At 44.1% G+C, this 20,179-nt stretch carries 11 protein-coding genes; 7 read left to right on the forward strand and 4 right to left on the reverse strand.

The annotated features are described in order from the left end of the window. The first annotated feature begins 98 nt into the window (after positions 1-98). Positions 99-1,199, forward strand: a complete 1,101-nt coding sequence (locus tag ACGHVY_RS05995; RefSeq protein WP_390597811.1) for a glycoside hydrolase family 43 protein — start codon at positions 99-101, stop codon at positions 1,197-1,199. 262 nt (positions 1,200-1,461) lie between these two features. Here ACGHVY_RS05995 and ACGHVY_RS06000 read toward each other — a convergent pair whose 3' ends face one another. The 4 genes from ACGHVY_RS06000 to ACGHVY_RS06015 are packed head-to-tail and all read right to left on the reverse strand — an operon-like array spanning position 1,462 to position 8,633. Beyond that, positions 1,462-3,762, reverse strand: coding sequence for a glycoside hydrolase family 3 protein (locus tag ACGHVY_RS06000; RefSeq protein ID WP_390597812.1), 2,301 nt, complete (start codon positions 3,760-3,762; stop codon positions 1,462-1,464). 16 nt (positions 3,763-3,778) lie between these two features. Continuing rightward, positions 3,779-5,302, reverse strand: coding sequence for an alpha/beta hydrolase fold domain-containing protein (locus ACGHVY_RS06005; RefSeq protein WP_390597814.1), 1,524 nt, complete (start codon positions 5,300-5,302; stop codon positions 3,779-3,781). Positions 5,303-5,335: 33 nt separating this feature from the next. Then, the gene (locus ACGHVY_RS06010) at positions 5,336-7,396 is read right to left on the reverse strand and encodes a glycoside hydrolase family 97 catalytic domain-containing protein (protein WP_390597816.1); all 2,061 of its coding nucleotides are present in this window, start codon (positions 7,394-7,396) and stop codon (positions 5,336-5,338) included. A gap of 13 nt (positions 7,397-7,409) precedes the next feature. Beyond that, positions 7,410-8,633 (reverse strand): glycoside hydrolase family 99-like domain-containing protein, encoded by a 1,224-nt coding sequence (locus ACGHVY_RS06015; protein ID WP_390597818.1) that lies wholly within the window; start codon positions 8,631-8,633, stop codon positions 7,410-7,412. Between the two features lie 270 nt (positions 8,634-8,903). Between ACGHVY_RS06015 and ACGHVY_RS06020 the strand changes: the two genes are divergently transcribed. The 6 genes from ACGHVY_RS06020 to ACGHVY_RS06045 all read left to right on the forward strand — a co-directional run bounded on the left by ACGHVY_RS06020 (position 8,904) and on the right by ACGHVY_RS06045 (position 20,091). Further along, entirely contained in the window at positions 8,904-10,859 is a 1,956-nt protein-coding gene (locus ACGHVY_RS06020) for a glycoside hydrolase family 97 protein (RefSeq protein WP_390597820.1), read from the forward strand. 112 nt (positions 10,860-10,971) lie between these two features. Then, positions 10,972-14,160 (forward strand): TonB-dependent receptor, encoded by a 3,189-nt coding sequence (locus ACGHVY_RS06025; RefSeq protein ID WP_175628381.1) that lies wholly within the window; start codon positions 10,972-10,974, stop codon positions 14,158-14,160. Between the two features lie 30 nt (positions 14,161-14,190). Continuing rightward, entirely contained in the window at positions 14,191-16,191 is a 2,001-nt protein-coding gene (locus ACGHVY_RS06030) for a RagB/SusD family nutrient uptake outer membrane protein (protein WP_175628382.1), read from the forward strand. Between the two features lie 18 nt (positions 16,192-16,209). Continuing rightward, positions 16,210-17,634, forward strand: a complete 1,425-nt coding sequence (locus ACGHVY_RS06035; protein ID WP_390597822.1) for a DUF1735 domain-containing protein — start codon at positions 16,210-16,212, stop codon at positions 17,632-17,634. Positions 17,635-17,781: 147 nt separating this feature from the next. Further along, positions 17,782-18,615: a fimbrillin family protein gene (locus ACGHVY_RS06040; RefSeq protein WP_303875810.1), complete on the forward strand. Its 834-nt coding sequence runs from the start codon at positions 17,782-17,784 to the stop codon at positions 18,613-18,615. Between the two features lie 39 nt (positions 18,616-18,654). After that, positions 18,655-20,091, forward strand: a complete 1,437-nt coding sequence (locus ACGHVY_RS06045) for a fimbrillin family protein (protein ID WP_390597824.1) — start codon at positions 18,655-18,657, stop codon at positions 20,089-20,091. Positions 20,092-20,179: the final 88 nt, after the last annotated feature.

Below are 20,179 nucleotides of genomic sequence, written 5' to 3' on the forward strand. Positions count from 1 at the left end.
AAATTCTGCCTGCAAGGAATAAAATCCTGTTAGAATGCGGATATTTGCTTTTTTTATATTTCCTTTGTCGCAGTTTTTAGCCTTAAAGTTCATTTCTTATGATACGTCTTATACATATTGTGGGGATATTGGCTTGTTTGTTCAGTAACTTCTCCTGCCAGTATAAAGCAACAACATCTCACGCATCGGGAACCATAGATTCCGCTTCCTGTTATACGAATCCGCTTTTGTCGATTGGCGGTCCGGCTTTTGGTGCCCTGTTCCATAACGGTATGTATTATTACATTCGCGGAGTGGATGATAAAATCTGTTTGTGGGCATTGAAAGACATTACTGAAATAACGCATGAACCTACCAAAACGATATGGCCGGTGGACGACAGTCAATCTTATTCTCATATTTGGGACCCACAGATACATTATATCAATGGAAAATGGTATGTGTATTTTAGCATGGACGACGGCGATTCGGACAACCGCCAGTTGCATGTACTGGAAAATGCTTCCCCCGACCCGTTGGAAGGAGAATTTGTATTGAAAGGCAAAATTTCTACCGATCCTCACAATAATCTTGCTATTTACGGGCATCCGTTTGTACATAAAGGCAAACTGTATTTGCTTTGGAGCGGCTGGAAAAACAAGCGTATCTTTGAGGAAATGCAATGCTTGTATATTGCCGAAATGTCCGATCCGTGGACGTTGGCATCCGAACGTGTCCTGATATCTGAACCCAAGTATGAATGGGAATGCCAATGGGTGGGAACTGATGGGAATAAAGCTGCCTATCCGGTCTACGTCAACGAGATGCCTTTTCTTTTTCATTCCCGTAACAAAGACAAACTTCTTGTTTATTATTCCGCTAGTGCCAACTGGACTCCCTATCACTGCATAGGATTATTAGTTGCCAGTGCCGACAGCGACCCACTTTCTCCGGCTTCATGGACTAAATTGTCTGAACCGGTTTTCAGGCAATCGCCCGAAAATAACGCATACGCTCCCGGCAATATATGTTTTGTTCCTTCGCCGGATTATAAAGAGTGGTATATGCTTTATTTGGTGCGTAATTCACTTCATGATATGCTTATGGTGGATAGCCGTTCTTTACGGATGCAACCCATCGGTTGGGATGAAGAAGGTCTGCCTTTGTTGGGCAAACTGGCAAAAGAAGGAGAAGTGTTTCGTAAGCCTTCCGGACTTTAATGTACATATACCCCATTGTCTTCTATAGGAACAATCATTGTGCCACTTAATAGGAAACGACTGTGTCAAGCAATGGAAACGACTGTGCCAAGCAATGGAAACAGTTGTGCCAAGCAATGAGAACAGTCGTACCAAGCAATGGATAGCAACCGTGGCATGCGGAACCATTACTTTTAGAATAAAAAAGAAGTTCTGCACGTGTCCAGCGAGTGAATCAGCCGATATACGTGCAGAACTTTTATTGAAAACTGAAAAACGGATATTACTTGTATTTCTTCACCCGTTCGTCGTCTATCACACCCTTCCAGTTCAGTCCGTACGTATAATCGTACACATGACCGTCGGCATCGTGATAACAACGCATATCATGTGGAGTATCCTCCGCCTGCTCCTCTACTGTGCGCATGTCTGCCGGCATTTGGAAAGGCAGCAGGGCGGAAGGTTCCGCTTTTCCTGCCATCAGGTCGAGAACCGTCTGACGCTGTACGTCGAACAACAGAAACAATGCATCGGCGTAAGGCTCTATCTCACTCAACACAGGAGGATTCAGTACATTGATGGCTACAATCACCGGCTTTTCTCCCATGCTCTTCTTTGTTTGGATGACCAGGTCCATGTCGCCCTTGTTGACTGTCTTCACGCTTTTGCCTCGATAGCTGCGGTTGGTGAAGTCCTCGTACGGGTCGCCACCGGACAGACTCTGTGCACGGGCATGAGTGGCGGTATAGTCGCTGTATTGCAGGCTGATAGGGCGATAACCCGTATCTTTTCCTGTGCGTGCAGCTTCTTCGTCGAAACCGTAACCACTGTTGGGGGATTCGATGAATACGATAGCTGCGTCAGCTTCTTGCGGAGTGGAAACCAGCTCGAAGTATCTTTCCACCAGTTCCTTGCTCAGCGGAGTGATGTGCTGTTCCTCAATACGTCCACCCCAGAAGTCAATGTAGGAGGGGACATAACGCTCAGGGATATACACTTTCTTCTTTCCTTCCAACGGCAGTACGCTTGCATGGTTCTTTAGCATGACAACGCTTTTCAACTGGGCGTCGTATCCTTCCTGCATGAATTCGGGACAGCCTACCACTTCGCTTGTGTGTGCCGGATCGAGATAAGGGTTCTCGAACAAACCGGTACGGAAGATATTGGTCAATAAACGGCGGGCGGAAGTCCGCATACGTTGCTGCATCCATTCTTCCCCCTGTTTTTCCACTCCTATATGGTAAGCATCGAGCACAGGTCCCCGGTCGTTATTTCCACCGAATTGGTCGACTCCTGCCATCAGAACTTTGTAATGGCGTTCTGCCACGCTTTTGGTTTCCATGCCCCATGGTTTTCCTTTGCAGGCGTATACTCCTACTTCGTCATGCGTGATTCCCCAGTCGGAGCAAATCACTCCGTCATAGTTTTGTTGTTCGCGCAGCATATCCTGAATAAACTTTCGGCTGAATCCACTGCCTACACCGTCCGGTTCGAAACCTACGCAAGCGGAGTAGTCGGGCATCAGGGCAGCCGATACCTTGGTTTTGCCTTCCAACTTGAAAGCACCCTCCGTGAAAGGCAACGTATGCAGTTCGAAATTGCCGTTGGGGAAAACAGCGTATTTTCCATACCCCTGATGACCGTCGCGTCCGCCTTCGTTGCATGCTCCGGTGCCCGGCCAGTGTTTCACCATTGTGTTTACACTGTGCCAGCCCCATCCGTCACAGATTTCCGCATCGCCTTCCGATGTCTGGAAACCGTCGCAATAGGCACGTGCCATATCGGTAGCAAGTTTGGTACCTTCTCCCATTGTATAGCAAAAGCGCATCCATCGCGGGTCGGTTCCTACGTCCACCATCGGGAAAAGGGAAGTGGCGAACCCCAGTGCCCTGTATTCGATGGAGCCTATTTCCGCAAAACGTTTCATGATTTCGGGCGAGAAAGTGGCGCACATGCCCAAACTGCCCGGCCACATGGAGATTTTGCCACCTCCGCCGGCGTTGAATTCCGCATCTGCCCGCGATGAGTGGCGGGGGTCGGAAGAGTTATTGCACGGAATGCCGAATCCTAGACCTTCTACATAACCTTGTGCCGCATTGTTCCAACGGGCAGCCGTTTCCGGGCTTTCCACAGAGGTGATAAGCACGTGGCGTACTCCGTCTTTCTCGAGAAACGTCTTTTGTTCGTCGGTCAGTTCCCAGGCAGGCATACCGCTTTCGGTATGTGTTTTGCCGTTATAGACGTTTCTGTTCACGGGGATGGTCTGATGGCTGCTGTACAGCATAAGCCCTGCGATGTCTTCCATGCTGAGTTGGGCGGTCAAGTCCGCCACACGTGCATCTATCGGTTGTCGCCAGTCTTCATACACGTCTAGTCGGCCGTTGCGGTTCAAGTCTTTGAATGCGTAGCCGTCCTGTTGGATAATAGTGATTCCTGACGTTGGACTGTATCCCAATGTGGCGCCGTCTTTTTGCGTTATCAGATGATATCCGTCTGCTACGGATTCCGTCCATCGCTGTCCGTTGCAACTGCATAGCACGCAGCCGGACAATAAGACAGACAAATATAAATTGTTCCTTTTCATATATTATTTTTATATTTTAAAATGACTTCAACCAGTCTGAAAGTTGAGACATTAATTCCTCATGATGTACAAAAGAACCCAAATTTCCCCATCCATGTCCGGCGCCCCATCCGTTGCTGCTTTGCCAGCTGACTAATTTTGCAGGTATTCCTTTATTTATCAATGCCTGATAGTAGGCTTTGCCGTTTACGGTGGGAGGAACTTCCGTGTCATCTTCGGTGAATGTAATGAAAGCACGTGGCGTATCTGTTTTTACCTGTTTCTCGTTAGAATAAAGTTCCATTTGTGCCGTTGAAGGGTTTTTACCCAAGAAGTTTTCACGTGACCATGCATGTCCTTGGGCTCCCATTGTAATAACCGGATAGAACAGGATCTGGAAGTTGGGATGTGCATCTCCTGTGGAGTGAGTGGCAATAGTTGAAGCTAAGTGTCCCCCTGCGGAGAATCCCATAATTCCCACATCATCTTTGTTGACATACCATTCCTTTGCATGTTCGCGAACACGTTTGATGGTTGTTTCTGCGTCAGCGATCGGCAATTGGCAGTTACCTTCGGGAAGTGTATATTTTACCACAATCAAGGCGATTCCCCGTTCGTTGAAGAATGGAGCCCAGCCATTCCCTTCATAATTGTCTTCCGGTTTGCAATACCCGTATCCACCACCGGGGCATACCACAACGGCCCGTCCCGTAGCAGTGTGGGAGGCAGGTAGAAAAACAAAAGTTTGAGGATTATCTAATGTGAACGAACGTGCGGCATAGCTGGGGGCTGTTTCGTTGTCTTTGATATGAAGTAAGAACGCTTTCATAATTTCCTCCGCTATTCTTTTCATTCCTTTATCATTGGGATGGGCTATAATGAAATCTTTCGTTATCGTATAAGGTTTTCCGTCTAAATCATACAGAATATCTCCTGTAGAAGGGCGAGTGACACCCACTTGGTCGATTCCTCTAAGGTCTACATAAGGAATTCCGTAAGCTGTTGCCGCTTGTTTGATAGCCGCCTCTTTCTCGTCGTCCTTCCAGAAACAGCCGGTAATAAACACATGCTTCGCTTGTTTTTTGCAATAACTCACCAACCGGCCTATTGCCGTTTTAAAAGCCGTCTTATCTTCTACATTTTCTCCCAAACGAATGACTATGACATCTTTGTCTTTACAATGCTGGTCCAGCAATGTATTCAGGTTCATGGACAGATTTCGCTCCCAATCGGCTATGTTTAGTGGAGTCACTTTTGAGCCGGGACGCTGTTGGCACAACATTCTCTCCAGTTGATGGCAATAGTCGTTCTCTTCTTTCGAAGCTGCCATTCCCCAGGCAGAGAACCATTCGATACTTGGGGCGTATTCATGCCGTGTGATGGAATTTCCCAAGCATAATACTTTTAATCCATTGGAGGTATCCTCTTTGTCATCGTCATCGTCTTTATTGTCTGTGCCTGGAGTCTCCTTTGGCGGTTCGTTTATCAGCGAATCGTTTTTACTGCAACTTTCAGTTAATAAACCGCACAATATAAAAAACAGAAAAATAAATCTCTTCATATACCTTATTTAATTTGTTATTTAAAGTTCAACTTATTTCTTGTAGATACGGGCTGCAAATCCGCCGCCATTCTTCATCTCTATTGATAACTGACGGCTGTCGGAGATAGTGATGAGCTCTCGTTTGTAGCTTGTAGCATCCGTGTTGGCGTTATCGCCGTCTTTGAATATTTCAGCTTCGTATGTGCCTGAATCAAGGAAAGAAAGGTCAAGTGTCAGACTGCGCGAATCTGTCCGATTATTCAGTGCACCTACAAACCAGTCTTTACCGTTTTGTCGTGCAATGGATATATACTCTCCTAATTTGCTGGTCAGTACCTTTGTCTCATCCCATACGGTGGGGATGGAAGCTAAGAATCGGGCACATTCTTTCTCTTTCTCGTACGTTGTGATGTTATCCGCCAGCGTACCCAATCCGGAGAAGAATACGATGTAGTCTGCTATTTGTCGGCATCGGGTACCTTTGCTTATTGGACGGTCGTGGTTTACTGTCCACTTGCTCTGAGAAGCGTTACGCATCAGCCCCGCAGTGTAGTCGGTGGGGCCTGCCATACCGCGCAGGAAGGGGAAAGTGACGTCATAAGTTATCCAGTCGCCATTTCTGCCGCCCTCATATTTCAGATGTTCCTGTCCTTTTACTGCTTCGTATGCAAGTATGTTCGGATAGGCACGGTGCAGTCCGTGGGGAACAGGAGAACTGTGCAGGTTGAGCAGGAGTTTGTATTTAGCTGCCATTTCCGCTATTTTCCATTGCAGGTCAATATATTCTTGGTCGCTACGTTCAAAGAAGTCTATTTTTATACCTTTGATACCGTCATTGCTCAGCCTTCTGAATATGTATTCAAACGTGCTGTTATCTGCCTTCTCCAATACATCGGAGAAGAAAGCCGCTTCCATCCACACCCATACACCTATGTTACTCTTTCTAGCTTGTTCGATGACATCTTTTAAGCAAGAATCATAAGAAAAATCGGTTCCCCACATATTGACACTTCCTGCATCGATAGTGATGTAAGGGATACCCATTTCTTTGGCAAAGTTGATGTGGTATATGTAATTTTCTAAATGGATACCCGGGGTACCTACTCCATCAAGAGAATAGGCTGTCATCCAGTCCCATGTGCTCATGCCGGGTTTAATCCACGACGTGTCGAACAATTTGCTGCGTGCTGGTGCCAATTTGTATATCATGTCGTTGTCCAGCAACTGCGACTCCTTGTCCATCACCATGAGGATGCGCCAGGGGAATGTCATGGAACCTTCGCAACTGGCAATATATTTATACCATTCGGAAGGCCATTTGTATGAACCGTCACGATAGGCACTTCTGACACGTTCCTGTTGATAACCTGCCAAGTGGTTGCCCGGCATTTTGCGGATGAACATACTTGGGTAGTTTTTAACATTCGCTTCAGCGATACACAAGATTTTCCCTTCGCATTTCACCATCAACGGCAACATAGCTAACTGGCATCCGCCGGAGATTTCCTTGATATCATACTGATAGAAATTCTCATAGCTGTTGTTTGCGTTTCTCTGCCACGTATCTGTAGCTCCCGGACTAAGAGCGGCCGTCATCGTGAAGCTGGAGGGGAAACTGAAATCCACTTCTTCCGATAGAACCTTGAAATTTTTTTTCCGCTCTGATTCGAAGTGGTAAGCCATTCCTTCGTTGTAAGCTCTGAACACGATGCGGAACTCTTCGGAGAAGTGCAATGTCAGTTCATTGTAGATATCATTCACCGATTTGCGGATATAAAACGGCGAATCAATGGTTGTATTGACTGATTCTTTGGTAGAACCGATGAAAGTAGAACCTTTTCCCCAGGTTTGTCCGTCGTCCAGTGTCATGGAGACGGGGGATGCGTTTACCACTGTTACACCATTGTGTGAGACGGTATACGTGATATTTCCTTCAGTCGAAATTTCCACTTTCAGCCCTCCATCGGGTGACTCTAATGTCGTGTCCTTACCCATAGCTACAGGTGGCTGTGGTTCAGGTTCAATGATTTCATCCTCACTGCTATCTTGGCATCCACCGAAAGTTAGCGACAGGAACAGGAACCCTAACATCCCAAATTTTCGTTTCATCATAATATAGTACTGATTAGTTTTTATTTCCAAAATTCTCATATTCACCGTTCATCACTCGTTTTACGGCGTTCAGATAACCGAAACCGTTCTTCATATCGGGCAGGAGATAGCTGCCTTCCACCCATTCGTTCCAAGAGTTGATTGTAATCAGTTTGGGACGTCCGGGACGTTGGTCTACGTATTCTTTCGTCTTTTGCAGGAAAGCGGCAAAACTTTCGGGCGAATCGTTATAATGCACGATTTCATCGGCTTTTTTGTTCGGGAACCGGGGGGAATCATCCCAACCGATAGATACATTCGGGAAGAAAGGAACTCCGAGCGAATCCAGTGCTTGCGTCCATTGTTCCCGGCGCTGCATGGCTTTTGTTCCCCATGATACATAGTCTTCTTCGAAAGGCCATCCCCAGTTGTATTTCGTTACACTGTTGACACCTACCGTAGTCACCATTTCCATAAATTCAGGGAAGGGGAAGCCGTCACCGATAAGCTGGAGATGTAAATCCGGGAACCCGGCTTTTTTCACCTCTTCTCTGAAGTAATCCATCGCCTTCTTCACTCCTTTGGCATCACCGAAGTTCTCGCGCAACTCGTAGTAGCCGAAAATGGAAAATACCGGGCAACCGTCTATCTTGAAATAGTTTGGCTTGTGGAAATATTGGCGTATCACCCGTTCTACGATGATTTTGAAGTTATCCCAGTCTACCGTTCCGTTCCATAAACGCGATTTGTCATCCTTGTACCGATGTACATTCCAATAGTTGTGTGCTACGTGGTGGTTTGCCCACATTAAGTAGAATTTCATTTTTTCGTTGTTCTTGGCTTTCAGGAATCCGTTGTTGACGGTGCTTTCCAGAAAAGGCTGTCCGTCATACCAGTACCAGTCGAAGATAAACATATTGATGCCATGGGCGGTTGCCACATCAATCCATTTCTCCATGACTTGCGTGTCATCATCCATTTCATATCCCCACAAAGGTACCTTCGGCTGGTAGTGTCCTTCGAAACGAGGATTACCTTTTTTGATGACTTCCCATTCACCGATGCCTTCTCCCCATAGAGTGTCTTGTCCCATCGGGTCGTTGTGGCATGACGGCCAGATATAAGCTGCCACATAATAGTCATCTTGTTTCTCAGTTTGTCCGTCTACTTTTTGAGTGGACAGGGTACATGAGCAAATTGCTGTCATAGCTGTCGCCATACAGAAACTTCTCCATGCGTTTTTTGTGATTGTTCTCATAAGAAATTTGCAATTTTAATAAATGTAATAATGTGCAAATGTATGAATTGCCAAAGATTATAAAGGCTAAAATTTTACCTATAAAGGCTAAAATTCTGCCAAACGGATTTGTAGACAGGGATAGAGGTAGAAGGTTTGTGAAAGGAGTTCTGAATATACAAAAGGCAGAATTTTGTCTTTTTTAGGTAAAATAATCGCCTGTCTTGTAGATTTAAATATTGTACTTTGCAAACACTAAAATTAAGTTATGTTGATGAAAATTTCGATAAAATGAAAAAGGTGTTTATTGGAGCGATAGGGTTGCTCATTCAACTTGCAGTCAGTGGTGCTGTCTACGGGAAAGTACTGAACGTACATTCTCCCAATGGTACTATAAAAGTCAGCATCGAGCTGAAAGATAAGATTTATTATTCAGTCTTTACCGGTGATGATATATTATTAGATAGGTGTACGATGGGGATGACCCTTTCCGATGGTACATTGGGAGTAAAACCTGTGCTGAGAAAAGTGCGGAAAGGCACGGTGGATGAGAGCAGGAAGCGGGAGATTCCCCTGAAAAATGAAACGGTTCGCAATCATTATAATTATTTGCGCATGAATATGGCAGGAGATTATACTGTAGAATTTCGTGTTTTTGATGACGGTGTAGCCTATCGTTTCATTACTGATAGAAAAAGTCCGATAGAGGTAGTCGGAGAAGATTTCAATATCAACTTTCCTACCGATTATCGTACCTGTTTGGGCGAAGCACATGCTTTCTCCACCTCTTATGAGTCTGTATATACCTGTATGCAGACGGAAAGTTACCGGACGGATGATATCATGGCTTATTTGCCAGCATTGCTTGAAACGCCCGGTGGTTGTAAGATTCTGATATCGGAAGCCGACCTTACCGATTATCCCTGTATGTTTCTGAAAAGTACGGGTAACAATGGAATGTATGCTTTGTTTCCCAAATGTCCCGTCCGTTTTGAGGACGATAATGATTACAAATTCAAAATTTTGGAAGAAGCCTCGTATATTGCCCGGACGTCAGGAAAAAGAAGTTTCCCTTGGCGTTTCTTTGTGATAACGAAAAACGAAAAGGTATTGGTTGAGAATGAAATGGTATATAAACTCTCAGCACCCTGCGAACTTGCCGATTATAGTTGGGTAAAACCAGGTAAATCAAGTTGGGAATGGTGGAATCCCCGTATTTATGATGTAGATTTCAGAGTGGGTGCCAATACGCAGACTTATAAATATTATATAGACTTTGCAGCGGAGTTGGGGTTGGAATATACATTGATGGACGGTGCTTGGATGGCAGCCGCCAGTGATCCTTGGACTCCTCATCCGGAAATCGATCTGCCGGAGGTTATCCGCTATGCCAAAGAGCATAATGTGAAGATTCTGCTTTGGCTGAGTTGGCTTACAGTAGAAAAACATTTTGACCAATTGTTCGCCAAGTATGCCGAATGGGGAGTAGCAGGATTAAAGATAGATTTTATGGAACGCAGCGACCAGTGGATGGTGAATTTCTATGAGCGTGTAGCTAAAGAAGCAGCCAAACACAAACTCGTAATCGATTTCCATGGTTCTTTCAAGCCTGCCGGACTGGAGTGCCGTTACCCCAATGTGCTTTCGTACGAAGGAGTGGTAGGTATGGAGATGGGCAAGCGTTGCGATCCTGCGAACAGCATTTGGCTGCCTTTCATCCGTAACACTGTAGGACCGATGGATTTTACTCCGGGAGCCATGAATAATGTTCATCCAGAAGAAAACCATTTTGATATATGGACGCATGGAAATCCTGCCGCTTCGGGGACACGTGCCTATCAGATGGCACTGTATGTAGTATTTGAAAGCGGGCTGCAAATGTTGGCGGACAGTCCTACGTTGTATTATCGCGAACGTCCCTGTACGGATTTCATAGCCAGTGTTCCTGTGGTATGGGATGAGACGAGAGTTTTGGATGCCAAGTTGGGCGAATATATAGTTATTGCCCGTCGGAGTGGAGATAAGTGGTTCGTGGGGGCTATTACGAATGGTGAGCCGCGTACTGTCACGGTCAACCTCGATTTCCTTTCTCCCAATAGGGATTTTCATCTGACCGGCTTTGCCGACGGCATGAATGCCGACCGTTCGGCGATGGATTACATAAGGCGGGAGTCAGAGATTCGCTCTACTTCTACATTGACGTTGAAGATGGTTCGCAACGGAGGATATGTGGGAGTGATTGAGTAAATTAATTATTTATCAAAATATTTTTTCGATCAGATTAAATGACGTGAACCGGACAGGTTTCACATGAAATAAAATGATCAAAAAACTATTGTTAACTTTAATAATTTTCAGTATGGATTTAAATTCATTGAAAAAGAAGCAAAGAATGGTGGTTGCCTTGCCATTGTTTGCTTGTATTCTCGGCAGTTATCCGTTGGATGCCGTGGCTGAGAATAGTGGTATTCCTGTGCAAGAGGTTTTGCAAAACAAAGCTCCATTGAAACGCACTTTATATGGAACTGTGATTGATGCTACCAGTGGCGAGTCACTGGTAGGGGTTAATATCCGCGTTAAAGGTAGTGACCGAGGTACTATTACCGACCTTGATGGTAAATTCAAATTAGAGGTGACTAACAAAACGGAATTGGAATGTTCTTATATCGGTTATAAGAGCCAGACGGTAATAGTAGGTGATTTGGGCGTTATCCAGATTAAAATGGTGTCGGATAATGAAGTATTGGATGAAGTTGTGATTATCGGTGCCGGTACGCAGAAGAAAGTCTCAGTGACAGGTTCTATTGCCAGCGTGAAAGGTACTGTCCTGAAAGCTCCGTCTTCTTCATTGACCAACAACCTTGCCGGTAAATTGTCTGGTGTGGTTGCAAAAACGAATAGTGGTGAACCGGGAGCAGCTTCCGATTTCTATATTCGTGGTATCAATACGTTCGGTGGCGTAGCCACACCTTTGATTTTGCTCAATGGAGTGGAAATCTCATCCGGTGACTTGAACACGATTCCGGCAGAAACAATTGAAAGTTTCACCATACTGAAAGATGCATCTGCAACGGCTATTTATGGTAACCGGGGTGCGAATGGTGTCATGTTGGTGACAACGAAAAGCGGTTCTGAAAATACGAAAGCAACCGTGAACGTGTCGTTGGAAGCTTCTTATTTCCAGCCAATGAATCGTATTGAGTTTGCAGACGGTCCTACTTACATGCGCAAGTTTAACGAAGCCCGTCAGGCACGTGATTATGATGACGTTTATAATGCCGACCAAATTCAATACACTGCAGATGGAATCAATCCGTACGCATATCCAAACGTGGACTGGTATGATACTATATTTAAAAAAGGAAATTTTAACCAACGTGCTAATGTTAATGTACAGGGGGGTGGTTCAAGAGTTACCTACTTCCTAAGCTTGCAGGCCAACCACGATACAGGTTTGATGAATACGCCAAAGAACTATTTCTATGACACTAACTTCAACACGTGGGAATATAATTTTCAGAACAATATCTCCTACAAATTATCCAATACAACAACAGTAGACCTGCGTATCATGACACAAATGGGACATCGTAATGGTCCGGAGTATTCTACTGCTGATATGTATAAAAGTGTGATGGCCACCAATCCCGTATCGTTTCCTGCTGCTTTTCCGGCACAAGAGGGGGACAAAGGTCATATTCGTTTCGGTAATGTAGTATTAATCCCGGGAGTATATGGTGAGAACCCATATGCCAATATGTTGAAGTCGTTTCAAGAAGTCAATTATAATACAATGAACACTTCTTTGAATGTGGCCCAGAAATTAGATTTCATCACTGAAGGACTGAGCGCGAAGGTATTGGTTAACTTTAAAAATTATTCATACTCCAAATATAAACGTTCTATCGACCCTTTCTATTATCAGATGAAAGCGAACTCTTTCGATCCGGAAACAAATGAGTATGATTTGGAAACATTGAAAACCGGAAAATATTTTATTGAAGAGTCCGATCACAAAAAAGAACAGGATCAGACTTTCTATTTGGATGCACGGTTGGACTGGAAACGTAGTTTCGGATATCATAACTTTACCGCCATGGCAATGTACATGATGCGTGAATATCGCAATTCCATACTTCCTAATCGTAACCAAGGTTATTCAGGCCGTATCACTTATGACTATGCCAATAAATATCTTGTAGAGTTCAACTTCGGATATAACGGTTCCGAACGTCTGGCTTCGGGTACACGTTTCGAGTTTTTCCCTGCCGTGTCTCTCGGATGGGTGGTAAGTAACGAAGATTTCTGGGAACCGGTTTCAAAGACTATCAATCATTTGAAAGTCAGAGGTTCTTACGGTTTGGTTGGTAGCGACCAGTTTCACAAGGATGCTCCTCACTTCCTCTATTACAATCAGATTAATTTCTCTCCTAATGCTGATGCAAAAGAGTTTCACGACAAGAAATTAATATACTCTACCGGTATGCCGGGTAGTACGATTGTCCGTGAAGGACCTGAATTCAAAACTCTTGCCATACAGAATGCGGGTTGGGAGCGTGTGAAGAAACTAAATGTCGGAGTTGACATTTCATTTTTCGATCAAGTGAATCTTACGTTTGATTATTTTTATGACCACCGTGACCGAATTCTGATGAAGCGTGCTTCTTTCCCCAGCTTATTGGGATATGGAGGGTATGCGCCTTGGAGTAATATCGGTGAAGTAATCAACAAAGGTGTGGAAATAAGCCTGAATTGGAATAAACAATTCGGTAAGAACTGGTTTGTTGATTTCCGCGGAAACTTTACTTTCAACCGTAATAAATATGAATATGCCGACGAACCGGACTATCCGTATGTATGGCAGACGAAAACTGGCAAACCGTTGAATACACTAACCGGATATTTAGCCGACGGTTTATTCAGCAGTCAGGAAGAGATAGACAACTGGGCTGACCAGTCACAATTGGGAGGTAACAACCTGCGTCCGGGTGATATCAAGTATCGGGATATTAACGGTGACGGACAAATCACGGAACAAGACCAAGTAATGCTTTCTCCCTATGCAGACATTCCCAATATTCAATACGGTTTTGGCTTAAATCTAACTTATAAGAAGTTTGATTTTGGCGTATTCTTCAATGGTTCTGCCAAACGTAAGATTATGATTAATGAGGGATATGCTCCTTTCCAAAGCGGAGGAGGTGACGGACATTCGGGGCAAACTCTGCCGACCAACTTGATGCAATGGATTGCCGATGGGCACTGGTCGGTAGATAATCCGAATCCAAATGCGGTTTATCCCCGCTTGGGAACAACCATCAGTGACATTCAGAATAATATTGTGAAGAGTTCCTTCTGGATGCGCAATGCTAATTTCTTACGGTTCAAGACACTGGAATTCGGTTATAGATTCCCTCATTGCCGTGTTTATTTCAATGGGGACAATCTTGCAGTGTTCAGCCCGTTCAAATTGTGGGATCCGGAGCTTGCATGGAATGCCTACCCATTGCAACGTACTTTCAATCTTGGAGTACAACTTACATTCTAACACTGTACAATTCATAAAAATAATTCAGATATGAACATTTTAAAGTATACCAATCGATTTATAAAATCAGGTTTTGTCGGTATAACCTGCCTGGCCTGTTTTTCCTCATGCAATTACTTGGATGTCATTCCGCCAGCACAACCGGATATGGAAGATACGATGACAGACAAAGCTGCAACACTGGGATTTTTATTTTCCTGCTATGCTCCAATACTGGAGTTTCATACATATAATATCAATTATCTTGAAAATGGTTCGGACGAGACACTTTATCCACTGACGTGGTCAGGGCAATGCCAGAAAATTCAGTTTGGTACGGCTAATACAACAGATGGTATCGGAATGTGGTATACATGGTATTCTGCATTAGGGCAAGTACATCGTTTTCTACAACAGATTGATATCTTAAATCCGGTCGGAGTGACAGAAGATGATAAAGACGAATACAAAGGCGAGTGTTACTTTTTGGATGCATATTACCATTTCCGATTGCTGAATACTTACGGCCCCATTCCTATCGTTTCGGAAATGATGGACCCTAACATAACTAAGAATGAGATGCCGGGACGTTCGCACTATGATGCTTGTGTGGAATACATTGCTAAAAAGCTTGACCAGGCTGCCAATCTGCTTCCCGATAAACGGGAACTTAGTGATGCAGGACGTGCTGATGCCACTATTTGCAAGTGCATTAAAGCCCGTATATTACTCTATGCCGCTTCTCCTTTATGGAATGGCTCGTTCTACGATAAGAGCTGGAAAAACAGCAAATACGAGACTCCGGGATATGGAAATGAACTGGTAAGTTCGCAATATGAACGAAAAAAATGGGAAACTGCGTTGACTGCATGTCAGGAGGCTTTCGCAGCTGCCGATAAGGCGGGTTATAAATTGTTTGATATAGAAACCGCCAATTCGATAGCTGAAAAACAAAAAGTTTCATTGCCTTTTATACCCGGCAAAGAAGAAGATACACCGGAGAATGAGTTATTTAAAGAACGTGTTCGTATGTTCCAGTATTTGGTTGCTTCGAACGAAAGCGACGGAAACAACGAACTTATTTGGGGAGTGAACACGAAGCGTATGGGACCGACGGACTATTGGCCTGTAATTTCGCAAGCCCCCAGAAAGATTATCAAGACGAACGGAACTACATGGCATTCAATGAGTGGTTGGTCTTTCAATGCGCCGACGTTGAACACTGTACAGCGTTTTTATACGGAAAATGGGAAATTGCCTGCTGATGATAATGATTTCTATCATAAAAGCGAGTGGTATACCCGCTTTTATGAGGGTACTTCAAGTCCGGCTTTAGAGAGAGATGATATTGATAAGGAAGACGTAAAGAATGACATTATCAAGTTTAATGCCGGTCGGGAAGCTCGTTATTATGCGTGGATTGCTTTTGATGGCTGTCAGTATGCTACGAATATACGTGATGGAGAACCACTTTGGCTTAATCTGAAGAATAGTGCTACGAATGGATATGTGCTTAATGACCGTAACTATACCGGAACAGGATTTATGACGAAGAAGTTTATGACACCCGATATCAAGTATGACAAGACGAACAAAGTGACGGGAACTCCTACCCGGTTGCCGTTTGTCCGTATGGCGGAACTATATTTGAATCTTGCCGAATGTTATGCTGCATTAGGGAATAATAAGGAGGCCTTGAAACAACTCAATTTCGTACGCAGACGTGCCGGTTTTGATGATTTGGAAGAGGCGGATATGCCAAGGATGAATATGAGTGTAGTTGATTTGATTCGTAACGAACGTTTTGTTGAATTGTTTAAGGAAGGACATCGTTACTACGATATGCGTCGCTGGACAATCGCTCCTCAAGTATCAGGTGCCGGTAAAATTTATGTTTTGAACAACAACAAGGTAGATCCTACTTTTGAGGAATTTAATAAACCGATATTAGCGGAACAACCATTGAGATGGTATAATCGTTTGTATTTACTTCCATCGGATGACACGGAAATATACAGTAATCCGCAGTTAGTGCAGTCACCCGGTTATTAATAAATAAAAGAATACATTATGAAAACTAAGTTTATAGGAATTGCAAGTATGCTCGCCTTGCTGGCGGCTTGCGAGCAAGATAAATATGAATTGGACAATTTGGTTCCTGAGGAGTATAATAAAGTGTTGTATATAAAAGAATACGGAACCCCTGAAATCACTTTATACAATGCTGATGAGAAGAGTACATATTCTTTCTCTGTCAATCTTGGTGGTAAGGACTTTATGGCGCAGCCGGCTGCTTGCGACATCCATACGCTGACACAGGCAGAGGTAGACCAAAAATACAGCATTCCCGAAGGGACCAATTACAAGGTACTTACCAAAGGCTATTCCATTGACAACTCGCATTTGGATTTTGCAACGGAAGAGTTCTACAAACAGGTTACTGTGTCTATGACACCCAAAGTCATTGAGGATGAAATAAACACTGCCCCCAATTCTACATGGGTATTACCCATATGTTTACGTAGTGAGAGCGACCTGGTGAATGCTGCAAAAAATGAGATATTCATGAAAATCAACGTCGTTAGTCCGTCTGTAGGTTTCAATAGTGCTGTCGAACGGATTGTACAGTATGAGAATGGCACTCCTCGCGTCAACTCGGTTGAGTTTGGTATTGATGCGGAAAACCAGTGGGGGCTTACATGTACATTCGCGGTTGATGAAACATATGCGACTGCAATGTATCCTACGTATAAGCTATTGCCGGCAGAATGTTATGAGTTCTCCGAAAATATACAGTTGCGCAAGGGAGAAAAGACCGCAGACTTGTTTATAACCTTTACCGGTGAGAAATTGGAATGGGGAGATTATGTACTTCCGATTCGTATGAGTAGTGATCCTGTTGCTTCTTCACCGGAGAAAAATATGCACGTACTGGTCATTCATCATAGTAGTAACTGGGAGGTTACAGGTAAATATGAAGAAAGACGATATAATTCGGGTGGTAAATTCAAACATCTTTTGGATGGTGATCCTGAAACATATTGGGCAAGCCATTGGGATGGGCCTAATGCAAGAGATCTTCCTCCTGTCTTGGTTATAGATACGAAAGAAGAGCATTCTTTCGGTAAAATCGGATTTATGCATATAAATAATGATGATCAAAAGGATAAGCATAATTACCAACTTGAGTTTTATGTTAGTTCCGATTCCAAGACCTGGTGGAATTTTGACCATGAGAAATTTTGGGAAGGAAAAGAAAGTGGAGATGTTGACTGGACTGAATATGGATGGAAGACAGATACCAACTGGGAGAATCAAGCCAACTGGGTGCCTGTGGGCAAGGTGACAGAGATGAAGAGTCTGCATCACCCCGAATATGAATATTTTGATTTGGACAGTAGCGTGAAAGGTCGGTACTTCATTATCAAAGTGACATATAGTGGTACTCGGGATATGGTTGAGTTTGCAGAAATCGATCTTCAGACGGTAGATTGAATGACAACTCTTAATTGAAAGAAGCAGCTTTGGGACCGTTCATATATGGTCGGTCCCGAAGTGATTCTTTGGAGCGAAGTCTGAACAGATTATTATTTCGCGAATGGACTTTAATTGATTTTTAAACTTCTTAATCTTTTAGATAATATGAAAAAGATTTTTTTGTCGGCAGCGGTTATTGGACTACTTGCAAGCTGCTCACAGACAGAAGGACTGTCTGTCGATAATTCTACGGCAGATAGCCGTCGGATACAACTTTCGGTGGGGGTAGGCGACTTGCAGACGCGTGCCGGTTATAACAGTGAAAACTTAGAACAGTTCCAGTTGATTATCGACAACCCCGGAAATGTGGAGTATAACTACAACATTCTGATGCAAAAGGGCGATGATGGGTGGAATACTTCCAGTGGCGAGGCATTGATGTGGGACTCCAATAATCCGAATATAACAGTATGTGCCTTTGCGCCTGCTAAAGACAACGTGCAATTGACAAACGGAAGTCTTGAAGTAAAAGTCCCCTCTAATCAGAGCACGGAAGATGCTTTGAAGACGGCAGACTTCCTGTTGGCGAAGAGAGCGGTCAATCTTCAAAATGAGGATGGCAGACTTGATATCAAATTGAAACATAAATTGTGCAAACTGATTATCAAACCCGTTAGCGGTGGAGTTGCAGCACCGGTGGACAACCTGAAGGCGAATGGCGTAATTTTAAGCGGAACTTGCGATTTGACGACGGCAACACCGGCCGTAGTAGCCGTTTCTGCTGCCGGCACGGCAAGCATCACGCCTTTCAAGAATGCGGAGGGAGCTTACGAGTGTATTTTGCTGCCGCAAAATGCCGGAACGTTAACCGTTACTTTCAATATAGGTGATACGGATTATGAATGGAAATCTGATGAAGCTCAACTCACGGAGGGTACTTGCTATACTCTGACGATGGATGTGGTTACTTCTGAATCGAATCTGGAGGCAATCAAATAGGCAGATAACAATTAGTCACTCAATTAAGTAGAATATACAATGAAAACATTCAGATATTTTTATTTGCTTGCAGCTCTTACTACATTTTCAGCTTGCGGCAACGATGACGATGAAGTGCAAGGACAAAGCTCGGCGACAAATGCCGACAAGGTTCTGATAAACGCAGTGGTGGATGGCAATTCGCTGTTTACGCGTAGCAACCCTATGGGGGCGAATGATGCCAGCCAACAGACATTTAATCAAGGTGACAAACTGGCGGTTGGATGTGGCGATGAGCTCCCTGTGGTATATACGATGGGCGCGGACAAGAACTGGGCAACCGAAGGGGAAAACGGTCTGGTATGGGCGGAATCTTATCCGGAAGCGGTAGCTTATCATGCGTATTATCCCGCAGTGGCGAGTGTCTCTTTCAACACTTTCATTCTGCCTGCCGACCAATCATCGAACGAATACATCACCAATGCGGACTACATGACTGGTACGACGGAAATATCCGAAAAGCCTGCCGATGGTGTATTGAAACTGAATATGAACCGTCGGATGGCACGTGTTATCATCAAAATAGCCGGTGTAGAAGAAGGGCTGGGCAGTGTGGCGTCACTGACCGTCAGCTCTCAGTATGCCGCCATTTCTCCGGTGAACGTGGAAGGCCCCGTGAAATCCATCACACCCTATGCAATGGGCAATGATACGTATGCCGCTTTGGTAATACCGGGCGAGGGTAGCAATACGGAAACGTTTGTTGAAGTAGGAACGACGACTGGCGGTACAAGAAAGATTACAGGCATCAAACCAGCCGAAGCCGGTAGAAGTTATACTTACGACCTTTACGTAGGTGAACGTGGCGCCACACTGTCCGATCCGATTGTGGAAGACTGGACCGATGGTACGTTGCAGGGAACCTTGACTGTAACGGCAGCAAAAAGATTGGAACGTACAGGTTGGAGAGTAACCGGTAAATTTGAAGAGAATGAGGATGAATCATTTATGAAGCTTATAGATGGTGATACGAATACATTCTGGCGTAGCGATTGGTGTTATCGGGGATGTGACAAACCTTATTATGTGGTTATTGATCTTGGTGAGAATGCCAACTATGTGTTTACGGGAGTGGAAATTATGGAACATAGAGACATCACAGGTCCGTATAAATGTAATTTCTATGTTACAGACCAATGGGAATGGAGAGAACCATTGAGAGATTTAGGAGGAACAGAAGGCTATGAAGGTGATTGGCATTGGAATACTCATGGTGGAAATGGTACTCTTGATACAACAAAATGGAGTGAGGGATGGACAAAGGTGAATAATGCGGATATAACATTAGAAAGCAGTGCGAATTTCCAAAAAATATCAATCAATAATGAAAATGCAAAAGGGCGTTATTTCATGATAGAAGTTACAGAAATGGAAGGAAATCCCAATAGTTGGATAGGTTTTGCTGAAATTTATCTGTGGGGTAAAGACGCCAAATAGCGTTTATTTATCACCTATCTTAATCAAGAAAGGAAGAACTCTTTCTTTGGGAAAAAATCCCGAAGAAAGAGTTTTCTCTATGGTCACT

This window comes from Bacteroides sp. f07 (genome assembly GCF_042854785.1).
In the GTDB taxonomy this organism is placed as follows: Bacteria; Bacteroidota; Bacteroidia; order Bacteroidales; family Bacteroidaceae; genus Bacteroides.